Origin of the sequence: Kribbella sp. NPDC000426, assembly GCF_040300265.1 — a bacterium.
Taxonomy (GTDB): Bacteria; Actinomycetota; Actinomycetes; order Propionibacteriales; family Kribbellaceae; genus Kribbella.
On the sequence record NZ_JBEPDK010000006.1, the window covers coordinates 1 to 20,292 of the forward strand.

A 20,292-nucleotide genomic window follows, 5' to 3' on the forward strand; every position below is an offset into this window, starting at 1 on the left:
CCGGTATTAGACCCCGTTTCCGAGGCTTATCCCAAAGTTGAGGGTAGGTTGCTCACGTGTTACTCACCCGTTCGCCGCTCGTGTACCCCCGAAGGAGCCTTACCGCTCGACTTGCATGTGTTAAGCACGCCGCCAGCGTTCGTCCTGAGCCAGGATCAAACTCTCCGTTGAAATCTATATGTCAACCACAACCCCAAAAGGCCATGGAAAACAGACTACTTTGAGTGATCCTTTGAATCAGAAACAAAACCATTACTGGCTTGTCATCCGTTATATTTCAAAGGAATCCGCCATAGACATTGAATGCCTATAGACGGGGTTAATGCATCTTTCGGCATTGACTTTCGGCACGCTGTTGAGTTCTCAAGAATCGGACGCACACCGCGCTTCAGACTTTCGTTTGAAGCTCCGGGGCAACTCGCCCAACTTTACTGTTTCGCTTCCAGCCGGTCAAATCGGCCTTTTTCGATCCAGCCTCCCTGCGTGACTCAGTGTCCGAAACCCGCCGAGGCGTGTTTCGGCTTCCGAGACCTTCAGGGAGTTTGTTGAAGGGCCGGCCGCTTTCGCGTCCTGCGCCTCGCTCCAACAAGAAGAACATTACTGACATTCATGGTGCGGATGCAAATCGGGGTCCCGGACCCTCGTCCGAGCTCCTCGGCACCCGTCCTCGACCCCGGCGAACCGGCGTCGAGGGAAGCAGTGCTGGTCCCTCTGGTCACATCACTCACTCACGTCTCCGCGAGCGACGCTTCCATCATGCCGCACCCACACAAGTCGTTTTCGTGGGGGTGACGACGAGGTGGGAGCCGGTCAGCCGGCTCCCACCTCGTCAAGTACCGCACCGTCCAGCAGACGCCTCTCGGCGAGTGGCCGCTCGTAGCGGCTTAGGTTGAGGCCCGGGGTCACGAACCGGACGGCACCAGGTGTAACCCGGCGGCCTCAGCACCTATTCCCGGACGCAGTCGAACACGACGCCCTCCTGCTCGAAGACCAGCGCGCCGTCGCGCACCTCGAACCCCGACTCGGTCTCCATCGCTGTGAACGTCGTCGCCGACCGCGCCATGAACAGCTGCGCGGGCTGGCGATCGAACCTCACCTCGAGCCCGCTCCCCCAGCGCTCAACGGTGAACGGCAGCCGGCCCGCTAGCCGATAACCACCGGCCAACTCCGCAAGTACCTCGTCGCTCGGCAGATCCAGGGTGTTCACCTCAGCTGGGTACCCCTCCCAGCCGTACTCCGCAGCCACCGCGGCGAAAACTCTCTGCACAACCCAGCCACCGTTGTCGCTGTTCGTCATGACCACGGCGCCCTGCCCAGTGTCGCGATCTGCCAGCAGGTGGCAGCTGAACCCGGCGTTGCCCCCGCTGTGCCCGAACCGTTGGCCGGAGTCATCCAGGAAGAACCCGAGTCCCAGGTGCCCCAGCCCACCGATCCGCTGCCCCGCGGGGATCTGGTGCGTCAACATCTCCCGGGCGAGCTCCTGCGGCAGCAGCGCGTCCTCGGCACCGGCGTACATCCTCTGTACGCCGATAGCGGCCTTGGCGAGGTCTGTTGGAGTCGTCCAGAGTCCGGCTGCCGCCAGCTCGGGGTACGCATGCCAGCGGCCTTCGATGGGCCGACCACGTTCGTCGTGCGCGACGGCGGCTCTGCCGTGGAGCTCTGGCGGCAGTGGTTGGGCGTAGTCGCTGTCGGACATGCCGAGAGGTTCCAGGACGAGTTCACGAGCCAGTTGACGGAACGGCGTACCCGTCACGTCCTCCAGGAGTTGCTGCATGACGATCGTGCCGCCGCCGGCGTACCGGAACTGGGTGCCGGGCACGAGGTCGACGCGTACGCCGAAGGTGTTGGTCGGTCGAACGCCGTCGAGGATCTGCACCGTTGTGGGCAGCGAGGCGCCCTCGGCGTACCCGGGGAAGCCATGCACGGTCAGCCCGGCACTGTGGCTCGCCAACTGCCGCAATGTCACGACAGGTTGCCACGCCCCTGTCGGTGGGACCTGCCACGACGTGAGCTTCTCGTTGACATCCTCGTCGAGGTCGAGCAGGCCGCGATCGACCAGCCGCAGCATCGCCAGTACGGCGATCGGCTTGCTGATCGACGCGGCCTGGAACAACGTGTCCGGTGCGATAGCGCGCGATCCTCCGGCCTCCACAAGCCCCGCCGTACCGGTCTCCTGGATCACGCCGTTCTCGATCACGACCCAGCTCACGCCAGGCACGTTGAATTGCTCGAGGTCGGCCTTGACGCCCTCATCCAGCATGTCCGTGTCCCCTCCCGTTCCAGTCCTGTGGCTGGAACGGTACGGCGGGCACGGTTCGCCGGCTCGGGATTATCGCGACGGCTGCGGGGCGTTGCAGTCGATCTTCGGGTTGGCGCCGACGTAGTTCAGTGGGCCGGCGACAATCGTCACGAGCACCGTCCCGACCTTGGCACACGAGGTGCGCGAACTTTCGAAGTAGTGACGCTGGGCCGCAGCTGCCAAGCCGATCAGCAGCCAGATGACGACGAGGATCGAGATTGCGCGGGAACGGGTGGCAGAAGCTCTCCGGGTAGCCATGTCCATCTCCTGGTTCGGCGTGCCCCCGTGCTGCGCTCCCCCGGTGCCCGCCGCCAAACTGACAGAAACTCAGATCTCGCGGAACTCGTAGTTCGGCTTGATGTGTCTGTTGATGTACGCGCCGATGCTGGACGCGGCCAGGAGCGCGGCGTATGTCGGCTGTGGGACGTCGAAGTACTGGTAGACGTAGCCGTTCACGTACTCGAGCTCCAATGTGCCGTCGGACCATCCGACCGACCGCACACTCGACGAATTCACCGGGCGTCGCCTCATGCGTCGCTCCTTCCGCACCTCGCGCTGCGGCGCCCAGTCTGCCGGTTGTGTCAAGCGGTGCGAGATCGCTCCGGATCATCGGTCTGCAGCCGTGCCAGGGCGCGGGCGAGGTCGCCGAGAGCCGTGTTGAGCTGGGTCAGCACGGTGTCGTCGATCGGCAGCTGTCGCTGGTCGAGGCCGAGGTTGGCGGCGAACCGGAGATGGGCGTCGGGCGGCGCCTGTTTGAGGAACGTGTCGAGTGCCTCCTGGAGGAAGGGACTCGGCACCACCTCGGGTCTCTCCCGCCATTTCGTCAATGTGCGCGGCGAGATGCCGAGGTGCTCGGCGAAGGCTTCGTTGGTCATGCGCAGCGCCGTACGCAAGGCGTGTGCGTGCCGACCGGTCCACTCGTCGATGATTGTCATGCCTGTCGCTCCCTTGCGTGTCGTTACTCCCTGCTATCAGAATATGGCGATTCGGTGACCGCCGGTGGGCAGAATTTGTTCGCTGTGGATACCGGTTGAGTTCCTGGTGAGGACACCCGGTCACGCGTTGACTTGGCGCATGGACGAGATCAGCGGAAGAACCGCAACGCTGCCGCGAGCCAGACGGCGGCGCCATCTGAAGGTCGCGAGCACGACCGGGCCACGCTGCTTCGTGCTGGACCGCCACTCCGACCCGTCCGGCGTCAGCGGGACGGGCGTGGTCGCCGAAGGCGTCGAGTGGAGCGACGGGACGGTCGCACTGCATTGGGGCGGCAAGTACGCAACGACGACTGTGTGGCCGGACGGGATCGAGGCCCTTCTGACGATCCACGGCCACAGCGGATCGAGCACGATCCGTTGGCTGGACGAGTAGCTATGCGTAGCCGATCTCGGTGGGGCGGGCCAACCCTGCAGCCGGCCCGCCTCACCGGCCTACTCCGAGTAGAACTGCTCTCGGTAGGGCGCGTGCCGTGGGACAGGACGCTGGTGCGACTCATCCGTGGGGCTCTTCGCGCCGTTCTGTTCCGGCTCCGGGCCACCCGAGTCGTCCAGGTCGGTCAGATCGTCGACTGCCGTGCTGAAGGCGAGTTCGGCACGGGTCGGCCGCCGGCGTTCGATCTCCTCCGCCGAGGTACGGATGGGGAGATCGTTCGCCGCGGCCGACAACTCGGCGAGCGTGTCGAGGAGACCGAGCGCCGTCTCGACGTCGCCCGGGTGGTTGACCAGCCACCAGACTGCGGCCGAACCAGGCGTGGCGAAGACGTCGTCCTTCAAGTAGGCGCGTTTGTCCTGCTCCATGCGGCGTTCGAGCAGGGTGGTCTGCTCCCGCCGATGCAAGGCAGCCAGATGCAGGAGGTGCTTGTGGTCCGCATCCGGCAGTCGCAGTCGCACCTCGGTCGCCCAGCTGCGCACCTGCCCTTTCTCGTCGAGCGCGGGCTCGCCGAGAAGCGCGGCCAGGCGGTGCTGGTTGAGCGACTCCTCCGTCACCTGTTGCCTCGCGGTCAGCGACCGCGCCCGCTCCAGCAATGCATCGACAGCCACCGCGCCGAGGTCCGCGTGGCGCGAGCCCGACAGGACGGTCGACCACTGGACGACGGCCGAGAAGCTGAATTGGAAGTCGGGCGAAGCAGACGGCAGGCGTACGTCGCTCACCGTCCGCGACGGCGGACCGGTGAAGACGGGATCGGGATCCGGCAGCACAACCGAGGGCGGCGCCGGCTTGGTGACGACTGGACGGGGTTCGTCGGGCTGCTTCCAGACGACGGCCAGGAGGACCAGGAGCACCACGGTGAGGACCACGGCCGACCAATCCGGCAGGCCGATCACCAGCGACACGAGGTACAGCACCAGCACAATCGCGGCAGCAGTCAGGAGGGAGTTCCGGTGGAGCTTCATGGGCGCGTTCCTTCACCGCGTCGGGCGGAGGTCAGCAGGTCGGCCACTGCGGATCAGACGGCTTCCCCGTCCTCACACCATCCGAGCCACCGGCAACCCAGACCACAGACTGCGCCACACGACGAGTCCACAAAAAGTCTTCCATGCCTCACCCAAAGTAGTCGCCGAAAGCGTGTCGCCGCCCACGACCTGGACGCGCCGGCGCCTGACCGACGGCGAGGGACAACCGGGTCAGCCGGTCAGGGAGCGGAGGGCTTGACGGGACGGGGTGAGGAGGACCGGCTTGTAGGGGCACCGTTGGTCGGTGAGGGTCTCGTAGGCCCGGATGGCTCGGTTGGCGGCGTCCCAGCCCTGCTCGGCCGGCGTGCGGCCGAGGCCCCGGTTGCGGACCAGGGCGCCGTAGAACGCCGAGCAGAAGACGGTCGCTTCGTACCAGCCGATGACGGTGCTGGTGCCGATGTAGGTGATGTCGTCCTGCAGGCAGTCGCGGATCGCGCGTTGCCACTTGCCGATGCCGGTCTTGCAGCCGTCGGCGATGACGACACCGCTGGCGATTCCCCATTGGCGATCCAGGAACCAGTCGGCCAGGGATCGGAGCGAAACCTGGGTCTGGCCGTCGGTGGAGAGAAACGAGGGCTCCTCGCTGTGGTCACCGTGTGCCATCACGTGCAGGACCGAGGACGGGGTGGTCAGGGCGGAGAAGGCGGTCTCGTGATCGCGGCTGCGGATGAAGTTCACGTCGATCACCGGCCGGTTCCAGCCTGCGTTGATGTTCCCGGTGATGCCCTGGACGAACGTCATCGACGCGTCGAACGAGCTGTCCAGACCGAGGTCCACCAGAGTGATCAGACGGTTCTTCATTTGCCCACCCCTCCAACGTGTTTCGAGGCCCCACGGGACCATCATGAACCACGGCTCCGACAGTTCGCAGGGTGGTTTCCCGGGGCTGAGACAGGTCGTCCCGGCCGTACGGCGTACGGCCGATCCGGATGGTTCCGGACGGTCTGCACGGAGGGTGCGGACTGTGATCGGCGTACGGTGTCGGGGCAGCGTCAGCCGAAGGAGGAGTTGGATGAGCCAGGCCCCAACCGTCACTTTGAGTCACGGATCTGCGATGCCGCGGATCGGGCTCGGGACGTCGCCGATGAACGATGCGGATGCCGAGCGGGCCGTGAGTACGGCGCTCGAGCTCGGGTATCGGCTGATCGACACGGCGGAGAACTACCGCAACGAGGTCGGCGTCGGGCGGGCACTGAAGGGCGTGCCACGCGACCAGGTGTTCGTGACCTCGAAGTTCAACAAGAAGTGGCACAGCGTCGAGGGCGCGCGTACGGCGTTCGAGGCGAGCGCGGAGAAACTCGGCGTCGACTATCTGGATCTGCTCCTGATCCACTGGCCGAATCCGGACCAGGATCGGTACGTCGAAGCCTGGCAGGGGCTGATCGCGCTCCGGGACGCCGGACTGGTGCGCGCGATCGGTACGTCGAACTTCAAGCCGGCGCACTTGCAGCGGCTGATCGACGAGACCGGTGTGGCACCGGAGGTGAACCAGGTACAGCTGAGCCCGGTCTGGGCGAAGGTGGCCGAGCGCGAGTTCCATGCCAAGCACGGGATCGTTACGGAGGCGTGGAGCCCGCTGGGCAAGGGCACCGACCTGCTGAGCCAGCCCACGGTGCAGCAGCTCGCGAAGAAGTACGAGCGGACGCCGGGTCAGGTCGTACTGCGATGGGAGACCCAGCAGGACGTCGTACCCATCCCGAAGTCAGCCGACCGCGGCCGGCTCGCGGACAACCTGGCCGCGTTCGACTTCGACCTCACCGCCGACGAGCTGGCTGCGCTGTCGGACCTCGACGGTACGGCGAAAGCCGCCGCCGACTCCGATCGTGCCGGCCACTGATCAGGTGGTGAAGGAGCCTGTGACGACCGAGTAGGACTCGACGCCGCCCTTGGAGGACCACAGCCGGATCCGCACGAGGGTGCCGTCGGGCACCGAGAAGTTGCAGAAGCTCCAGCCCTGGTAGTCGGCGACGGTGGTGTCGTCGAAGCACTCGTGCGCGTCGTACCAGAAGCCGACCTGGCTTTGGTACAGCTGGATCGCGGCGCGGGCGCTGTAGCCGTCTGCCTGGTCGTCGTGGACGCCGAGCCATTCGCCGTCCGTGCAGTAGACCGCGGCGCTCAGGCGCGAGTTGAGCAGTTCCTTGGTGTGGTTGGCGTAACAGTTGGCGGCCGAGTTCGCGTACGCCGGAGCCGCGGTCAGCACGCCCGCGAGCATGAGCCCGGCCGCTGCGGCCGCAAGCACGCGTCGAAGCGAGGACAGAAACAGCACAGGGCGGCTCCAGGCTCGATGTGGTCGCGGATGCGGTTGCCAGTGAGCCTAGGGAGAGGGCGGGTGCGCTTCGAGCCCTCCAGCTGAGCAACACGTGAGCAGACGCACCTCGGCCCCCGGGGAAAGTGGGAAGTTCCCGGAGGCCGTGGCGCTATCAGCTAGTGAGGCCAACTTCTGAGGCCAGCTACAGAGCCGCCGCCGACTGGTGAGTCGGCGGCGGCCGTTGGAGATCAGCTGCAGCCGGAGGTGCTGCCGCAGCCTTCGCAGACGTAGCAGGAGCCGCTCGGGCGCATCTTGGTGCCGCAGGTGAAGCAGAGCGGGGCGTCGACCGAAGTGCCGGTGATCAGCTCGAGCATCTCCGCGGTGGTGTGGGCCTCGCCCTTGACCGGCTTGGCCGCGGCCGCGTCGACCGACTTGTCGCTGATCTCGGTGACCTCAGCGGCCTCGGTCGGCTCGACCGACTTCAGGGACTCGGCCTCGGAGACCTCGACCGGGGCCGGCTCGTAGGAACCGGTGTCGAGCTGCCGGGACCGCTCCTCCGCCGAATAGATGCCCAGTGCGGCCCGCTCGTCGAACGGCAGGTAGTCCAGGGCCAGGCGGCGGAAGATGTAGTCCATGATCGACTGCGCCATCCGGACGTCCGGGTCGTCGGTCAGACCGGCCGGCTCGAACTTCAGGTTGGTGAACTTCTGGACGTAGGTCTCCAGCGGCACGCCGTGCTGCAGGGCGATCGAGATCGCGATCGAGAAGGCGTCCATCACACCGGCAAGCGTCGAGCCCTGCTTGCCCATCTTCAGGAAGACCTCACCGAGACCGTCGTCCGGGTAGGAGCCGGCGGTCATGTAGCCCTCGGCGCCGCCGACCGAGAAGGACGTGGTGCGCGACGGACGCGACTTCGGCAGACGCTTGCGGGTCGGCCGGTACTCGATGACCTTCTCGACGATCTTCTCGGCGACCGCGGCTTCGGCAGCTACCGCAGCCTCGGCCGCAGCAGCCTTCTTCGCCTTCGCGTCCGCCAGCGGCTGACCGACCTTGCAGTTGTCGCGGTAGACCGCGAGCGCCTTCAGGCCGAGCTTCCAGCCCTGGAAGTAGACGTCGGCGATCTCCTCGACCGTCGCGGTCTCCGGCAGGTTCACCGTCTTCGAGATCGCGCCGGACAGGAACGGCTGCGCCGCCGCCATCATCCGAACGTGGCCCATCGGCTTGATGGCCCGCTCGCCCATCGCGGTGTCGAAGATCTCGTAGTGCTCCGGCTTCAGGCCCGGGGCGTCGACGACGTGGCCGTTCTCCGCGATGTACTCGACGATCGCCTCGATCGTCTCCTCGGTGTAGCCGTACTGCCGCAGCGCCCGCGGGACGGTCTGGTTGACGATCTGCATCGAGCCGCCGCCGACCAGCTTCTTGAACTTGACCAGCGAGAAGTCCGGCTCGATACCGGTCGTGTCGCAGTCCATCATGAAGCCGATGGTGCCGGTCGGTGCGAGCACCGAGGCCTGCGCGTTCCGCCAGCCGTTCTTCGCGCCGACCTTCAGGACGCCGTCCCAGGCCGCGGCCGCGTGCTTGTGGACGTCCTTGTCGATCTCGTGGATCGTCCGGATCGCGTCGTTGGCCGCCGCGTGCTTGCGCATCACCCGGGTGTGGGCGTCCTTGTTCCGCTCGAAGCCGTCGTACGCGCCGACGATGCCGGCCAGCTCGGCGGACCGCTTGTACGACGTACCGGTCATCAGCGAGGTGATAGCGCCCGCCAGTGCGCGACCACCGTCGGAGTCGTATGCGTGACCGGTTGCCATCAGCAGCGCACCGAGGTTTGCGTAGCCGATACCGAGCTGCCGGTACGCGCGGGTGGTGACGCCGATCGCCTCGGTCGGGAAGTCCGCGAAGCAGATCGAGATGTCCATCGCGGTGATGATCAGCTCGACCGCCTTGACGAACCGCTCCGAATCGAAGAGGTCGTCGTCGCGGAGGAACTTCATCAGGTTCAGCGAGGCCAGGTTGCAGGACGAGTTGTCCAGGTGCATGTACTCCGAGCACGGGTTGGACGCGGTGATCCGGCCCGTCTCCGGCGTGGTGTGCCAGTCGTTGATCGTGTCGTCGTACTGCAGGCCCGGGTCGGCGCAGGCCCACGCGGCCTGGGCGATCTTGTCGAACAGGTTCCGCGCGTCGACGGTCTCGATCACCGAGTTGTCGAGCCGCGCCCGCAGCCCGAAGTCGCCCTTCTCCTCGACCGCGCGCATGAACTCGTCCGAGACCCGGACCGAGTTGTTCGCGTTCTGGTACTGCACGGAGGTGATGTCGCGACCGCCGAGGTCCATGTCGAAGCCCGCGTCACGCAGGATGCGGATCTTCTCCTCCTCGCGCATCTTGGTGTCGACGAACTCCTCGATGTCGGGGTGGTCGACGTCGAGCACGACCATCTTCGCCGCGCGCCGGGTGGCGCCGCCGGACTTGATCGTGCCTGCCGACGCGTCCGCGCCGCGCATGAACGAGACCGGGCCGGAGGCCGTACCGCCGCTGGACTGCAGCAGCTCCTTCGACGAGCGGATCCGGGACAGGTTCAGGCCGGCGCCCGAGCCGCCCTTGAAGATCAGGCCCTCTTCCTTGTACCAGTTCAGGATCGACTCCATCGAGTCGTCCACGGCGAGGATGAAGCAGGCCGACACCTGCTGCGGCGAGGACGTCCCGACGTTGAACCAGACCGGCGAGTTGAAGCTGAAGTACTGGTGCAGGAGCAGCCAGGTGATCTCCTGCTCGAAGACCTCCGCGTCGGCGGGCGAGGTGAAGTAGCCGTGCTCCTCGCCGGCCCGGCGGTAGGTCTTCACGACCCGGTCGAGCAGCTGCTTGAGGCTCCACTCCCGGTTGTCGTGGCTGACCGCGCCACGGAAGTACTTCGTGGTGACGATGGTCGAGGCGTTGACGCTCCAGAAGTCGGGGAACTCGACCCCGCGCTGCTCGAAGACCGTCTCACCCGTCTTCCAGTTCTGCTGCACGACGTCGCGACGCTCCCACGTCACCTCGTCGTACGGGTGGACGCCTTCGGTGCTGAAGACGCGCTCGATGGTGAGTCCCGCGGGCGCGTTCTTCCGCCCGCGGAACCCGGCCGCCGACCGCTTGGTCGACCCCGAGTGGCCGGTCACCGTCTCTGTCATGGTTGCTCCTCGCCCTGTGTCTACTACCGCGGTCTGTCGGGACCGCCCCGTTGGAGTACTGCGTGAACGCCACATACCGCCTGTACTTCGTGGAACTACCGTTCCCCCGGTTTACGTCTGTTGGGTCGGCTTGAGCTGGCCCGGCTCGGTGCCCTGCGGCTCCTTCTCGGCCCGCAGCAGCGCGATCTCGGTCTCGAAATCGTCCGCGGACTCGAACTGCCGGTACACGCTCGCGAACCGCAGGTAGGCGACCTCGTCCAGCTCCCGCAGCGGCCCGAGGATCGCGAGTCCGACCTCGTGCGCGGGAACCTCCGGCGAGCCGCTGCCCTTCAGCGCGTCCTCGACCTTCTGACCCAGGCGGGCGAGCTGGTCGGCGTTCACCGGCCGGCCCTTGCACGCCTTGCCGACCCCGTTGATGACCTTCTCCCGGCTGAACGGCTCGGTCGCGCCGGAGCGCTTCACGACCGTGAGCTGCATCTGCTCGACAGTGGTGAACCGCTTCTCGCAGACCGGGCACTGACGCCGGCGGCGGATCGCTCCGCCGTCCTCGGCCACCCGGCTGTCGACCACCCGTGAGTCGGCGTGCCGGCAATACGGACAGTGCACGACGAATCACTCCTCCCGTGACCACCCCCGAGGGGGCAGGTTGTGGATCAGCCTGGGGACAACTTGTGTAGAACCTGTGTGCAACCAACCACTACCTGTGGAAAATTACACCCGTGTAACCACTACATCTAGGGATCCTAGATCGCTGCTCCGACAGTTTGCAAGCACGCCCCGATCGCCCGCGCGTGTCTAGGTTCCAACACTCGCGCGGGCTCGTGTACTCCCGCGTGGCGTCGCCCGAATGACCCTTTCGAGGAGCAAACTACGGCCTCCGCAGCGGGCCGATCCGAGAGAGGTTCGGAGGCGGTTCGAGGGCGGCGGGCAGCCCGGATCCGTCAGCCGGCGAGCGCGAACCGGCCGGCGTTCCAGCCGGCGAGTTCGGCCGGGCAGTTGGTGATGATGCCGTCCACGCCGGCCCGCTCGAGCGCGTCCCATCGGTTCGGGTCGTCGACGGTCCAGACGTTGACCGCGATGCCGGCCGCGTGCAGTTCGCGGACGATCCCGGGCCGGGTCTGCAGTGCCGCGTCGGACGGGTGGTACGACGTCAGTTCGAGGTCCTTCGCGACCGCGACCGGATCCGGGTCGAGTGCGAAGCGGAGCAGGCCGAGCGGCAGTTCGGGCGCGAGTTCGCGGACCCAGCGCAGGTGCTGCGGCTCGAAACTCTGCACGAACACCCGGCCACTCATCCGGTGCACCTGGATCTCCTGCACGATCCGTACCACGGAAGCTCGTGCGTGCTCGCCTTTGATCTCGAGTAACAGCTTGCCGCCGCGGGTCTTCAACCCGTCGAGCTGAGCCGCCAAAGTCCGCACCCGCTGCCCCGCGAACGCCGGTGCGAACCACGAGCCTGCATCCAGCTGCGCAACCTCGGCAGCCGTGAGCGACTGGATCGGACCGGTCCCATCGGTGGTGCGGTCGACGGTCTCGTCGTGCAACACGACCGGTACGCCGTCCTTCGTCGTGCGTACGTCGTTCTCGATCCACTCGACGCCGGCGCGACGGGCGGCCTCGTCCGAGGCAGCGGTGTTCTCGGGGGCGGCGGACGAATTGCCGCGGTGTGCCCAGATCCGCAACTGCGTGCCGGGCGCGCGGAGGAACGACTCGGTCCGAGACATCACCACGCAGGTAAACCGGCCGAGACGAACGGCGCCCGAGCCGACGATGAAGCGACGGCCAACGCCGGATGTGAGGATGTCGGCATGAAGCCGGTGATTCTCGACGTCGACACGGGTCTGGACGACGCCTGTGCGCTGCTGCTCGCCGCTCGGCACCCCGAGCTCGACCTCAAGGCCGTGACGTGTGCCGGCGGCAATGTCGGACTTGATGACGTCGTCCGGAACACGCTCACGGTTCTCGATGCCGCGGGCCGTCCGGACGTGCCGGTCGCGCGCGGGGCCGCCGTACCGCTGCTTCAGCCGGTGCGGATGGCGCGGCACGTCCACGGGGCCGACGGGCTCGGGGACCTCGACTGGCCGCGTTCGACGCGGACCACGGATCCGCGGCATGCGGTCGAGTTGCTGCGCGACGTGCTGCGGGAGGCCGCGGCCACCGGTGAGTTGATCACGCTGATTCCGCTGGCGCCGCTGACGAATATCGCGTTGCTGCTCCGGACGTACCCGGATGCGGCGGCCGGATTGCGCGAGATCGTATTCATGGGCGGCGCCGCGGGCATCGGGAACGCGACCGCATCGGCGGAGTTCAACATCTGGACCGATCCGGAGGCGGCCGCGGTCGTGCTGACGGCGGCCGGCGAGCTCGGCGTACCGACGACGATGTACGGGCTGGATGTCTTCTACGACGTGGTGGTCACGTTGGAGCAGGCGCACGGATTGAGCGGATCGCCGTCGGCCGACCTGGCGCGGAAGCTGATCGAGAAGCGGAGCAGCCTGTACCAGTCCGACGGAGCGAGCATCGGCGACGGCGGCGCGGTCTGTGCGGTGATTGACCCGTCGGGCCTGACGACGCAGTCGTTCCCGGTGCGGATCGAGCTGTCGGGAAGCTGGTCACGGGGACGGACAATCGTCGACACGCGGGACTGGTCGGCTGATCTGACCAGCGATCCGCATGGACTGTCGCCAACCACGGTTCAGGTCGCGACCGCGGTGGACAGCAAGCGGTACGCCGAGATGTGGCTCGCGACCGTCAGCTGACCAGATCGACCAGGCGGGCGCGTACGCCGTACAGGAACAGGTCGAGGCCGTCGGTGAAGACATCGGGCCTGTCGGCCGACTCCGCGACGACGGCGGCCAGGCTCCAGCGAGCCGTGACCTCGAACAGGTGACGCGCTTCGGGCCCCGGTACGCCGAGGCGGACGAGGGCGTCGATCTGGGCACGGATGAGTTCGGCGCGGGACCCGTCGCCCTGGTCGCGATCCGGCGTGGCCTTTGACTGGATCAGTCCGGCCAGACCGGGGTGGTCGGCGTAGAAGGCGCGCAGCTCGAGCGAGCCTGATCTCGTCAGCGCGATCCATTCGTCGATGGTCCGCAGCTTCTCGTACGCCGCGTTGTCCGCGGTGAACTGGTCGAACGCGTTGCGCGCCACCAGGTCGAGCAGGTCGGACTTGTTCTGGACGTGGTGATAGAGCGTCGGCGCACGGACGTGGAGGCGTTCGGCGACGGCTCGCATCGTGAGGCCGTCGACGCCGTTCGTGCGGATGACGGCCAAGGCGGCGTCGGCGATCGCCGCGACGGTGATGCCGGCCGCGGCGTGGGACGACGGGTCGCGTCTGGTCATGAAATCTCGTTGTCGGAGTGGTCGGGGCGCGGGTACTGTCTAACGTTATTAGACAGCGTAGCCGAGGATGGTGCCGTGACTGGATTCCGACCCGCGTACCCACTGCGGACCGAGCGGCTGGAGTTGCGTCCGCATCGGATGGACGACCTGGACGACCTGTACGCGTTCCACTCCCGGCCGGAGGTGGTGCGGTACACGCCGTGGCCGGTGCGCGATCGCGAGGAGACGCGGGTTGCGTTGGAGAAGAAGCTCTCGCAGGGCGAGCTGACGGAGTCGGGTCAGTGGCTGGTGCTCGCGATCGAGCTTCACGAGACCGGGACCGTGATCGGCGAGGTCCTGCTGAAGTGGGAGAGCGAGATCGATCGTCAGGGCGAGATCGGGTTCGCGCTGCACACGGCGTACCAGGGGAAGGGGCTGGCAGCGGAGGCGGCGCGGGAGATGTTGCGGGTCGGGTTCGAGGAGCTCGGGCTGCATCGGATCGTCGCGGTCCTGGACGATCGGAACGACGCGTCGGCCCGGTTGCTCGAGCGGCTGGGGATGCGTCGGGAGGCGCATTTCATCGACGCGCTCCAGTTCAAGGGCGAATGGGCGAACGAGTACGTGTACGCATTGCTGGAGGACGATTGGCGTGATGCCGATTGACAACGCGATCTACGACCGGCTGGGCAGCGGCTGGTGGGACGAGTCGAATCCACTGAATGCGCTGAACGGCAGCTTCACGCCTGCGCGGTTCGCGTACTTCCGCGACATCCTCGACCGGCTCGGGCTCGATCCGGCCGGTCTGCGGGCGATCGACATCGGCTGCGGCGGCGGTTTCCTGGCCGAGGAGTTCGCGCGGATCGGATGCCGGGTCGTCGGCGTCGATCCCTCGGAGGTCTCGATCCGCACCGCGCGGCAGCACGCTTCGGCGTACGCCCTGAAGATCGGGTACGTCGTGAATGCGGGCGAGCGGCTTGCCCTGAAGGACGAGAGCGTCGATATCGCCTACTGCTGTGATGTGCTCGAGCATGTAGCCGACCTGGAGCGAGTGATCGCGGAGACGGCCCGGGTGCTGAAGCCCGGCGGGGTCTACCTGTTCGACACGATCAACCGGACGCGGGCGTCGAAGCTGTTCTTCGTGAAGCTGCTGCAGGAGTGGCGGTTGACGCGGGTCGTCGACACCGGCGTCCACTCGTGGGCGATGTTCATCAAGCCGCTCGAGCTCGAGGAGCTCCTGCGACGGCACGGGCTGCGGCTGCGCGAAATCGCCGGGCTCGGTCCGCGAGCGGGTCTGACGTCGCTGGGGTTGAACTTCGTGCGGATGCGACTCGGACAGCTGTCGTTCGGCGAGGTGAGTCTGCGAATGGATATCGGTCAGGTGCGGCGGACCGACCTGTCCTATCTGGGCTACGCGACGAAGCTCAGCCGGCGATCGGGATCTGGAGCGTCTCGCCAGGGGTGATGTCGGCCGGGCTGGAGAGCTTGTTGAGGTCCGCGATCTTCTCGACGATCGTCGCCGGGTCCTCGGTCGGGTTGGTGTTCTGCGCGATCGACCAGAGGGTCTGACCGGGCGCCACCTGGACCGGGACGGTATGGGTGAAGCGCGGGCCAGGCTCGAGGACGCCGGTGACGCGGAGACCGAGGACGACGATCGCCGCGCCGAAGATCAGGACCGACACGGCGGTCAGCAGCACGCGGCCGCGGCGGGTCAGGCGGAGGGCGGACGGCTCGACCTCGGGGCGCCGACGGATCGGCGTCACGTGCCGCCCGAGCGCCTCGCCGGAGCATGCCCGGACCGGAAGCGAGTCGGTGGCACCCTCGATCCGCGGCCGGCGGCGCGGCGCGGTCACCGGTGCGGTCACCGGCGCCACGGCGGGCTCGGGTGAACGTCGTGCCAGTGGGTTTGCCGCCAGAGCTGCTGTGCTCATCGGGTCCTCCAGACCTCGGTCAGTGCGTGTCCTGCGGTGTTGAGTCCTGTCTACCGGCCGCCTCCGACAGTTTCTGCAGAGCGGCCCGTCCAATCTCGACCGAACACCTGTTCGATCGAACGTCTGTACGAATGATTAACCGACAGGTACCCGTCGCGCAACCACTTCCAACCAGGACACGCCAGTGAAATTCCCTGACGCCAAAGTTGCCCGCGTGCGGCTTATAACCTGACACACGAACAGATGTGCGAACCGACACGCCTTCGAACAGATGTTTGAAGAATCTCAGGATTCGGTCTACGGTCATGACTGTCGAGCAAGCTTCGGCCGGTGGTGCGATCGCCGGCCCGACCTGAGGAGCAATCACCGATGGCCAGGACGCCGAGCGGTTCCAGCAAAGACAACCGGGGCGGCGGGGCGGGTCCGGATGCGGCGGACCGGACCGTGACCGAGCTGCCCGACGGGCCGGCCGACGCGACCGGACTGACCCCGCGCCAGCGCCGTGTGCTGGACGTGATCCGCGATTCGGTGGACAGCCGCGGTTACCCGCCCTCGATGCGCGAGATCGGCGAGCGGGTCGGCCTGACCAGTTCCTCCTCGGTGTCGCACCAGCTGCGCGTGCTCGAGCAGAAGGGCCTGCTCCGCCGCGATCCCAACCGGCCAAGGGCGATCGAGGTGCGCTACCCGGGTGAGGTCGACGCGGCGGCCCGCCGTTCCGCGCTCGGCTCGGTGCGCCAGACGACGTACGACGAGACCGGTGCCGGCGACGCGCATCCGGACGCGGTCTACGTGCCGGTAGTCGGCCAGATCGCCGCCGGTAACCCGATCCTGGCCGAGCAGGAGATCGAAGAGGTCTTCCCGTTGCCCAAGGCAATGGTCGGCGAGGGCACGCTGTTCATGCTGAAGGTCAAGGGCGAGTCGATGATCGAAGCGGCGATCTGCGACGGCGACTGGGTCGTCGTCCGGCAGGAGCAGACCGCGGAGAACGGCGACATCGTGGCCGCGATGATCGACGGCGAGGCCACCGTGAAGACGTTCAAGAAGACCAAGACCGAGATCCTGCTGCTGCCGCACAACCCGGCCTTCGAGCCGATCGACGGTAAGGACGCCGTCATTCTCGGAAAGGTCGTAACAGTTCTGCGCCGAGTCTGACATGTCAGACGGCGAGCGAAGTCCGGCGTGTCGTGTCAGCATTGAGCTATGACGACTGTCTATGACTTCAGCGCCACGCGGATCGAAGGCAATGAACAGTCTCTTGCCGATTTCCGCGACCAGGTGCTCCTGGTGGTGAACACGGCGTCGCAGTGTGCCCAGACTCCGCAGTACACCGGTCTTCAGAAGCTCTACCGGACCTACCGCCGGCAGGGCTTCTCGGTGCTCGGCTTCCCCTGCGACCAGTTCGGCCACCAGGAGCCTGGTGACGAGAACGAGATCGCGAACTTCTGCTCGACGATCTACCACGTCACGTTCCCGATGTTCGCCAAGATCGACGTCAACGGATCGAGGACGATCCCGTTGTACAACTGGCTGAAACGCGAGCAGGGCGGCCTGCTCGGCGGCCGGATCAAGTGGAACTTCACCAAGTTCCTGGTCGGCCGCGACGGTGGGGTGATCGCGCGCTACGCGCCCACCCATTCGCCCGAGAAGCTGGCCGACAAGATCGAGGCCGCACTGGCGGTGCCGGCACCGTCGAGGGAAACGAACGACTGACCCTGACCCTGCGACGACCGGGATTCGGGGCCGTACGCAACTGTCGGTTTGCTGAATTCCTGCGACAGGTGAACAGACGGCGTCGCAGCACCTCAGATTCTTCTCCGCATTTCGAACATTTCCTGCTGCTGTCTGCATGTCGCGAGGTCCTGCAAATGCAGCTGCACAGTCAGTTTCGTGCGACGAGAACCGTTTCCGGGTCGATGTCGAGGCGCAATCCACGCCAGACCGGATGCCGGAGCCGGCCGTCGCCGCCCCAGCCGGAGAAGGTGACCTCGGCGACCAGGACGGGATCGAGCCAGTGCGCCCGCCGCCGGTCGGTCATCGGGATGCTCGACGGGTCGAACGACGGGCGGTCGATCTCGAGACCCGCCAGCTCGGCACTCAGCATGTCGAGGGTGGCGAAGTCCAGGCCGGATCCGACCTTGCCGATCAGCACGAGCTCGCCGCCGGGTTCGGCGTACGCGCCGCAGTAGAAGGAGCCGATCGTCCCTTCGCGGTTGCCCTCCCCCGGATGCCAGCCGCACAGCACTACGTCCCTGGTCTGCACCGGCTTGATCTTGATCCAGTCGGAGCTGCGCCGGCCGGGAAGGTACCGGGATTTGCGCCGCTTCGCCACGACGCCTTCGAGTCCTTGCGCGGCGGACTGGTCCAGGGCTTCCGAGCCGTCCTGGAGCGCGGGCGGGACCTCCCAGAACGGGTCGCCGATGTCGAGCGAGTCGAGCAGTCCGCGCCGGTCGTCGTACGTTGCCTCCAGCAACCACTCGCCGTCGAAGCGGAGTACGTCGAAGAGCCGGACCGAGACCGGCACCTCGGTGATCAGATGCCTGAGCTGCCGTGGATCGCGGACATGCATCCGCCGCTGCAGCAGACCGAACGACGGTGCGCCCTTCTCGTCCAGCGTGACGATCTCACCGTCGAGCACGGCGGGCAGGCGCAGGCCCGGCGCTTCGGCGAGACCGATGAGCTCCGGGTACCCGCCGGAGACGTCGTGGCTGTTGCGTGACCAGAGCCGGCACACGCCGTCGTCGACCTCGGCGATGACGCGGATGCCGTCCCACTTCAGTTCGTACGACCAGCCTGAACCGGACGGCATCTGCCCCAGCGACGCCATCATCGGCAGCACGGGCGGACCGGCCGGACTCATGTGGACTGCAGTCGTTTCAAGGCACCGAGCACCTTCTCACGATCGGCGGTCGGCCACATCGGGGGCAAGGAGGCGCGCAGGAACGCGCCGTACCGCTGGGTGACGATGCGGGGGTCGAGGATCGCGACGACGCCTCGATCGGTACTGCGGCGGATCAGCCGGCCGGTCCCCTGCGCGAGCAACAGCCCGGCGTGGGTGGCGGCGACGGCCATGAACCCGTTGCCGCCGGCTTCGTCGACCGCGCGCTGACGGGCCGCCATCAGGGGCTCGTCCGGCCGCGGGAACGGGACGCGGTCGATGATCACCAGGTTGCAGGTCGAGCCCGGCACGTCGATCCCCTGCCACAGCGAGAGCGTGCCGAACAGGGAGGTCTCCGGGTCGTCGACGAACTCGCGGGCGAGCTCCCCGAGCTGCGCATCACCCTGGCACAGCACCTTGAGGTCGGTGGCCTCACGGACCGCGGCTGTCGCTGCCTCGGCGGCGCGGCGGGACGAAAACAGGCCGAGGGTCCGGCCGCCCGCCGCGGTGATCAGGTCGATGATCTCGTCGAACTGCTTCTTGCCCAGCCCGTCACGGTGCGGCGGCGGCAGGTGCTTCGCGACGTACAGAATCGCCTGCTTCTCGTACTCGAACGGGGAACCGACGTCGAGACCGCGCCACGGCAGCGGGGCGGTCTCGTCGTCGGAGTCGAGCTCCGGCATCTCGTCGTCGTCCGCGAGTTTGTCCGCGGGCCGGAGACCGACCTGGCGGGCGATCGCGTCGAAGTCACCGCCGAGCGTCAGCGTCGCGGACGTCAGGATCGCGGTGCGGTCGCGCAGCACCAGCTCGCGGAGCAGACCGGCCACGGTCAGCGGGGCGATCCGGAGCTCGCGGCCGAACCGGTCGCGGTCGATCATCCAGACGACGTCGAGGTCGCTCAGCGCGGCGACCCGCTCGGCGACGTCGAAGATCTCCTTGACCGCGCCCTTGGACTGCCGTTTGGCGCCGTCGGGGTCGTCGTCCTTGTCGTCGGACTTCTTGTTGAGATCGGAGTACATCCCGCGGGCGGCGTCGCGGACCAGGGCGGCGGCCTCGAGGACCGGCCCGTTCGACGCCTCGATCCGGCCCTCGCGGGTGCCGTCGAGGGCGGCGCGGAGGGCGTCGGAGGCGTCGATCAGGTCGTCGGCCTTGTCGTCGTCGACGAACCGGCGGGCGCGCTTGGCGGCGCGCTCGACCATCTGCGGCGACAACTCGTCACCCGCGGCACCGGTGACCCGGGCAGGCAGCTCGTGCGCCTCGTCGACGATGACGACGTCGTGCTCGGGCAGGACGGTGCGGTTCTCGAAGGCGTCGATCGAGAGCAGCGCGTGGTTGGTGATGACGATGTCGGCCTTGCGGGCGTGCTCCTTGGCCTTCTCGGCGAAGCACTCCTCGCCGTACGGGCACTTCTGCGCGCCGAGGCACTCCCGCGCCGCGATCGCGACCTGCTGCCAGGCCTGGTACTGATGTGAGGGCGCGTGGTCGCGGTCGCCGGCCGCCCCGTCGGCCAGCTGCTGTTCGGCCCAGTCGCGCAGCTCGAGGACCTGGCGACCGACCTCACCGGGCGGCGGCACGTCGACGAGCATCCCGTCGTCGTCCGGCGCGCCCTCGCGGATCCGGTGCAGGCAGGCGTAGTTGTTCCGCCCCTTCTGGATCGCGTACTTCGGTCTGCGCGGCAGCAGCTTCTCGGTCGCGTCGAGGAGCGCGGGGACGTCGCGGTCGACGAGCTGCGACTGCAGCGCGAGGGTCGCAGTTGAGACGACCACGCGGCGGTCCTCGATCGCGTGCAGCAGCGCGGGCACGAGGTACCCGAGGGACTTGCCGGTGCCGGTGCCGGCCTGCACGAGCAGATGCGATCCGTCGTGCATCGCGGTGTCCACGGCTTGCGCCATCTCCACCTGCCCCGGCCTGGTCTGACCGGCGATCCCGGCCACGGCAGCTTCCAGCAGATCCCGCACATCAACACCCACCGCCACACCCTAGCCCGCCGGGCCGACAGATTTCCGGTCC

General features: G+C 67.2%; 21 protein-coding genes and 1 rRNA gene. 7 read left to right on the forward strand and 15 right to left on the reverse strand.

The genetic code is table 11. The features are described from left to right. The 5 genes from ABT313_RS28605 to ABT313_RS28625 all read right to left on the reverse strand — a co-directional run. Positions 1–171: ribosomal RNA gene (locus ABT313_RS28605) — 16S ribosomal RNA — on the reverse strand; the annotation flags it as partial. 775 nt (positions 172–946) lie between these two features. Further along, complete coding sequence (locus ABT313_RS28610) at positions 947–2,260, reverse strand: serine hydrolase domain-containing protein (RefSeq protein ID WP_350860240.1); 1,314 nt, start codon at positions 2,258–2,260, stop codon at positions 947–949. Between the two features lie 69 nt (positions 2,261–2,329). After that, positions 2,330–2,557, reverse strand: coding sequence for a hypothetical protein (locus ABT313_RS28615; protein ID WP_350860242.1), 228 nt, complete (start codon positions 2,555–2,557; stop codon positions 2,330–2,332). 69 nt (positions 2,558–2,626) lie between these two features. Continuing rightward, positions 2,627–2,830, reverse strand: a complete 204-nt coding sequence (locus tag ABT313_RS28620; RefSeq protein ID WP_350860244.1) for a KTSC domain-containing protein — start codon at positions 2,828–2,830, stop codon at positions 2,627–2,629. 50 nt (positions 2,831–2,880) lie between these two features. Beyond that, entirely contained in the window at positions 2,881–3,234 is a 354-nt protein-coding gene (locus ABT313_RS28625; RefSeq protein ID WP_350860246.1) for a helix-turn-helix domain-containing protein, read from the reverse strand. Between the two features lie 139 nt (positions 3,235–3,373). Here ABT313_RS28625 and ABT313_RS28630 point away from each other — a divergent pair, with 139 nt between their 5' ends. Beyond that, a complete protein-coding gene (locus tag ABT313_RS28630; RefSeq protein ID WP_350860248.1) occupies positions 3,374–3,667 on the forward strand; it encodes a hypothetical protein in 294 nt (97 codons plus the stop codon). Positions 3,668–3,726: 59 nt separating this feature from the next. On the opposite strand, the gene ABT313_RS28635 is transcribed toward ABT313_RS28630, so the two are convergent. Beyond that, a complete protein-coding gene (locus ABT313_RS28635; protein WP_350860250.1) occupies positions 3,727–4,689 on the reverse strand; it encodes a hypothetical protein in 963 nt (320 codons plus the stop codon). Positions 4,690–4,920: 231 nt separating this feature from the next. Continuing rightward, positions 4,921–5,550, reverse strand: coding sequence for a hypothetical protein (locus ABT313_RS28640; protein ID WP_130449426.1), 630 nt, complete (start codon positions 5,548–5,550; stop codon positions 4,921–4,923). 211 nt (positions 5,551–5,761) lie between these two features. On the opposite strand from ABT313_RS28640, the gene ABT313_RS28645 reads away from it, so the two are divergent. Then, positions 5,762–6,586 carry an aldo/keto reductase gene (locus tag ABT313_RS28645; protein WP_350860253.1) on the forward strand — a complete coding sequence of 275 codons (825 nt, stop codon included), beginning with the start codon at positions 5,762–5,764 and terminating at the stop codon, positions 6,584–6,586. On the opposite strand, the gene ABT313_RS28650 is transcribed toward ABT313_RS28645, so the two are convergent. The 4 genes from ABT313_RS28650 to ABT313_RS28665 all read right to left on the reverse strand — a co-directional run bounded on the left by ABT313_RS28650 (position 6,587) and on the right by ABT313_RS28665 (position 11,882). Beyond that, on the reverse strand, positions 6,587–7,015 hold the full coding sequence (locus ABT313_RS28650) for a hypothetical protein (RefSeq protein ID WP_350860255.1): 429 nt from the start codon (positions 7,013–7,015) through the stop codon (positions 6,587–6,589). It lies immediately after the preceding gene. Positions 7,016–7,245: 230 nt separating this feature from the next. Then, positions 7,246–10,161 carry a vitamin B12-dependent ribonucleotide reductase gene (locus ABT313_RS28655; RefSeq protein ID WP_350860257.1) on the reverse strand — a complete coding sequence of 972 codons (2,916 nt, stop codon included), beginning with the start codon at positions 10,159–10,161 and terminating at the stop codon, positions 7,246–7,248. A 111-nt stretch (positions 10,162–10,272) separates the two neighbouring features. Further along, entirely contained in the window at positions 10,273–10,767 is a 495-nt protein-coding gene (nrdR, locus tag ABT313_RS28660) for a transcriptional regulator NrdR (RefSeq protein WP_130449420.1), read from the reverse strand. Positions 10,768–11,102: 335 nt separating this feature from the next. After that, a complete protein-coding gene (locus tag ABT313_RS28665; protein WP_350860259.1) occupies positions 11,103–11,882 on the reverse strand; it encodes a glycerophosphodiester phosphodiesterase in 780 nt (259 codons plus the stop codon). Between the two features lie 84 nt (positions 11,883–11,966). On the opposite strand from ABT313_RS28665, the gene ABT313_RS28670 reads away from it, so the two are divergent. Then, on the forward strand, positions 11,967–12,917 hold the full coding sequence (locus ABT313_RS28670) for a nucleoside hydrolase (protein WP_350860261.1): 951 nt from the start codon (positions 11,967–11,969) through the stop codon (positions 12,915–12,917). Here ABT313_RS28670 and ABT313_RS28675 read toward each other — a convergent pair. Then, positions 12,910–13,500: a TetR/AcrR family transcriptional regulator gene (locus tag ABT313_RS28675; RefSeq protein ID WP_350860263.1), complete on the reverse strand. Its 591-nt coding sequence runs from the start codon at positions 13,498–13,500 to the stop codon at positions 12,910–12,912. The genes ABT313_RS28670 and ABT313_RS28675 overlap by 8 nt on opposite strands. 75 nt (positions 13,501–13,575) lie before the next feature. On the opposite strand from ABT313_RS28675, the gene ABT313_RS28680 reads away from it, so the two are divergent. Together ABT313_RS28680 and ubiG are read left to right on the forward strand one after the other, a co-directional pair. Then, on the forward strand, positions 13,576–14,142 hold the full coding sequence (locus tag ABT313_RS28680) for a GNAT family N-acetyltransferase (protein WP_350860266.1): 567 nt from the start codon (positions 13,576–13,578) through the stop codon (positions 14,140–14,142). Beyond that, entirely contained in the window at positions 14,132–14,941 is an 810-nt protein-coding gene (gene ubiG / locus ABT313_RS28685; RefSeq protein WP_350860268.1) for a bifunctional 2-polyprenyl-6-hydroxyphenol methylase/3-demethylubiquinol 3-O-methyltransferase UbiG, read from the forward strand. Before ABT313_RS28680 ends, ubiG begins: the two co-directional genes overlap by 11 nt. Here the strand turns inward: ubiG and ABT313_RS28690 are convergent. After that, a complete protein-coding gene (locus ABT313_RS28690) occupies positions 14,901–15,407 on the reverse strand; it encodes a LysM peptidoglycan-binding domain-containing protein (protein WP_350860270.1) in 507 nt (168 codons plus the stop codon). The genes ubiG and ABT313_RS28690 overlap by 41 nt on opposite strands. A gap of 369 nt (positions 15,408–15,776) precedes the next feature. Here ABT313_RS28690 and lexA point away from each other — a divergent pair, with 369 nt between their 5' ends. Then, positions 15,777–16,559: a transcriptional repressor LexA gene (gene lexA, locus ABT313_RS28695; protein WP_350860272.1), complete on the forward strand. Its 783-nt coding sequence runs from the start codon at positions 15,777–15,779 to the stop codon at positions 16,557–16,559. Between the two features lie 48 nt (positions 16,560–16,607). Then, entirely contained in the window at positions 16,608–17,117 is a 510-nt protein-coding gene (locus ABT313_RS28700) for a glutathione peroxidase (RefSeq protein ID WP_350860273.1), read from the forward strand. Between the two features lie 169 nt (positions 17,118–17,286). Here the strand turns inward: ABT313_RS28700 and ligD are convergent, their stop codons facing one another. Further along, positions 17,287–18,264, reverse strand: coding sequence for a non-homologous end-joining DNA ligase (ligD, locus tag ABT313_RS28705; protein WP_350860275.1), 978 nt, complete (start codon positions 18,262–18,264; stop codon positions 17,287–17,289). Beyond that, positions 18,261–20,258 (reverse strand): ATP-dependent DNA helicase, encoded by a 1,998-nt coding sequence (locus ABT313_RS28710; protein WP_350860277.1) that lies wholly within the window; start codon positions 20,256–20,258, stop codon positions 18,261–18,263. Before ABT313_RS28710 ends, ligD begins: the two co-directional genes overlap by 4 nt. Positions 20,259–20,292 lie beyond the last annotated feature (34 nt).

What these genes read in the sequence shown, in the direction of transcription:
- ubiG (WP_350860268.1), top strand. Translation starts at nt 14,132, where the DNA reads ATGCCGATTGACAACGCGATCTACGACCGGCTGGGCAGCGGCTGGTGG.
- ABT313_RS28610 (WP_350860240.1), bottom strand. Translation starts at nt 2,260, where the DNA reads ATGCTGGATGAGGGCGTCAAGGCCGACCTCGAGCAATTCAACGTGCCT.
- ABT313_RS28700 (WP_350860273.1), top strand. Translation starts at nt 16,608, where the DNA reads ATGACGACTGTCTATGACTTCAGCGCCACGCGGATCGAAGGCAATGAA.
- ABT313_RS28620 (WP_350860244.1), bottom strand. Translation starts at nt 2,830, where the DNA reads ATGAGGCGACGCCCGGTGAATTCGTCGAGTGTGCGGTCGGTCGGATGG.
- ABT313_RS28690 (WP_350860270.1), bottom strand. Translation starts at nt 15,407, where the DNA reads ATGAGCACAGCAGCTCTGGCGGCAAACCCACTGGCACGACGTTCACCC.
- ABT313_RS28670 (WP_350860261.1), top strand. Translation starts at nt 11,967, where the DNA reads ATGAAGCCGGTGATTCTCGACGTCGACACGGGTCTGGACGACGCCTGT.
- lexA (WP_350860272.1), top strand. Translation starts at nt 15,777, where the DNA reads ATGGCCAGGACGCCGAGCGGTTCCAGCAAAGACAACCGGGGCGGCGGG.
- ligD (WP_350860275.1), bottom strand. Translation starts at nt 18,264, where the DNA reads ATGAGTCCGGCCGGTCCGCCCGTGCTGCCGATGATGGCGTCGCTGGGG.
- ABT313_RS28625 (WP_350860246.1), bottom strand. Translation starts at nt 3,234, where the DNA reads ATGACAATCATCGACGAGTGGACCGGTCGGCACGCACACGCCTTGCGT.
- ABT313_RS28675 (WP_350860263.1), bottom strand. Translation starts at nt 13,500, where the DNA reads ATGACCAGACGCGACCCGTCGTCCCACGCCGCGGCCGGCATCACCGTC.
- ABT313_RS28630 (WP_350860248.1), top strand. Translation starts at nt 3,374, where the DNA reads ATGGACGAGATCAGCGGAAGAACCGCAACGCTGCCGCGAGCCAGACGG.
- ABT313_RS28615 (WP_350860242.1), bottom strand. Translation starts at nt 2,557, where the DNA reads ATGGCTACCCGGAGAGCTTCTGCCACCCGTTCCCGCGCAATCTCGATC.
- ABT313_RS28640 (WP_130449426.1), bottom strand. Translation starts at nt 5,550, where the DNA reads ATGAAGAACCGTCTGATCACTCTGGTGGACCTCGGTCTGGACAGCTCG.
- ABT313_RS28645 (WP_350860253.1), top strand. Translation starts at nt 5,762, where the DNA reads ATGAGCCAGGCCCCAACCGTCACTTTGAGTCACGGATCTGCGATGCCG.
- ABT313_RS28655 (WP_350860257.1), bottom strand. Translation starts at nt 10,161, where the DNA reads ATGACAGAGACGGTGACCGGCCACTCGGGGTCGACCAAGCGGTCGGCG.
- ABT313_RS28665 (WP_350860259.1), bottom strand. Translation starts at nt 11,882, where the DNA reads ATGTCTCGGACCGAGTCGTTCCTCCGCGCGCCCGGCACGCAGTTGCGG.
- ABT313_RS28635 (WP_350860250.1), bottom strand. Translation starts at nt 4,689, where the DNA reads ATGAAGCTCCACCGGAACTCCCTCCTGACTGCTGCCGCGATTGTGCTG.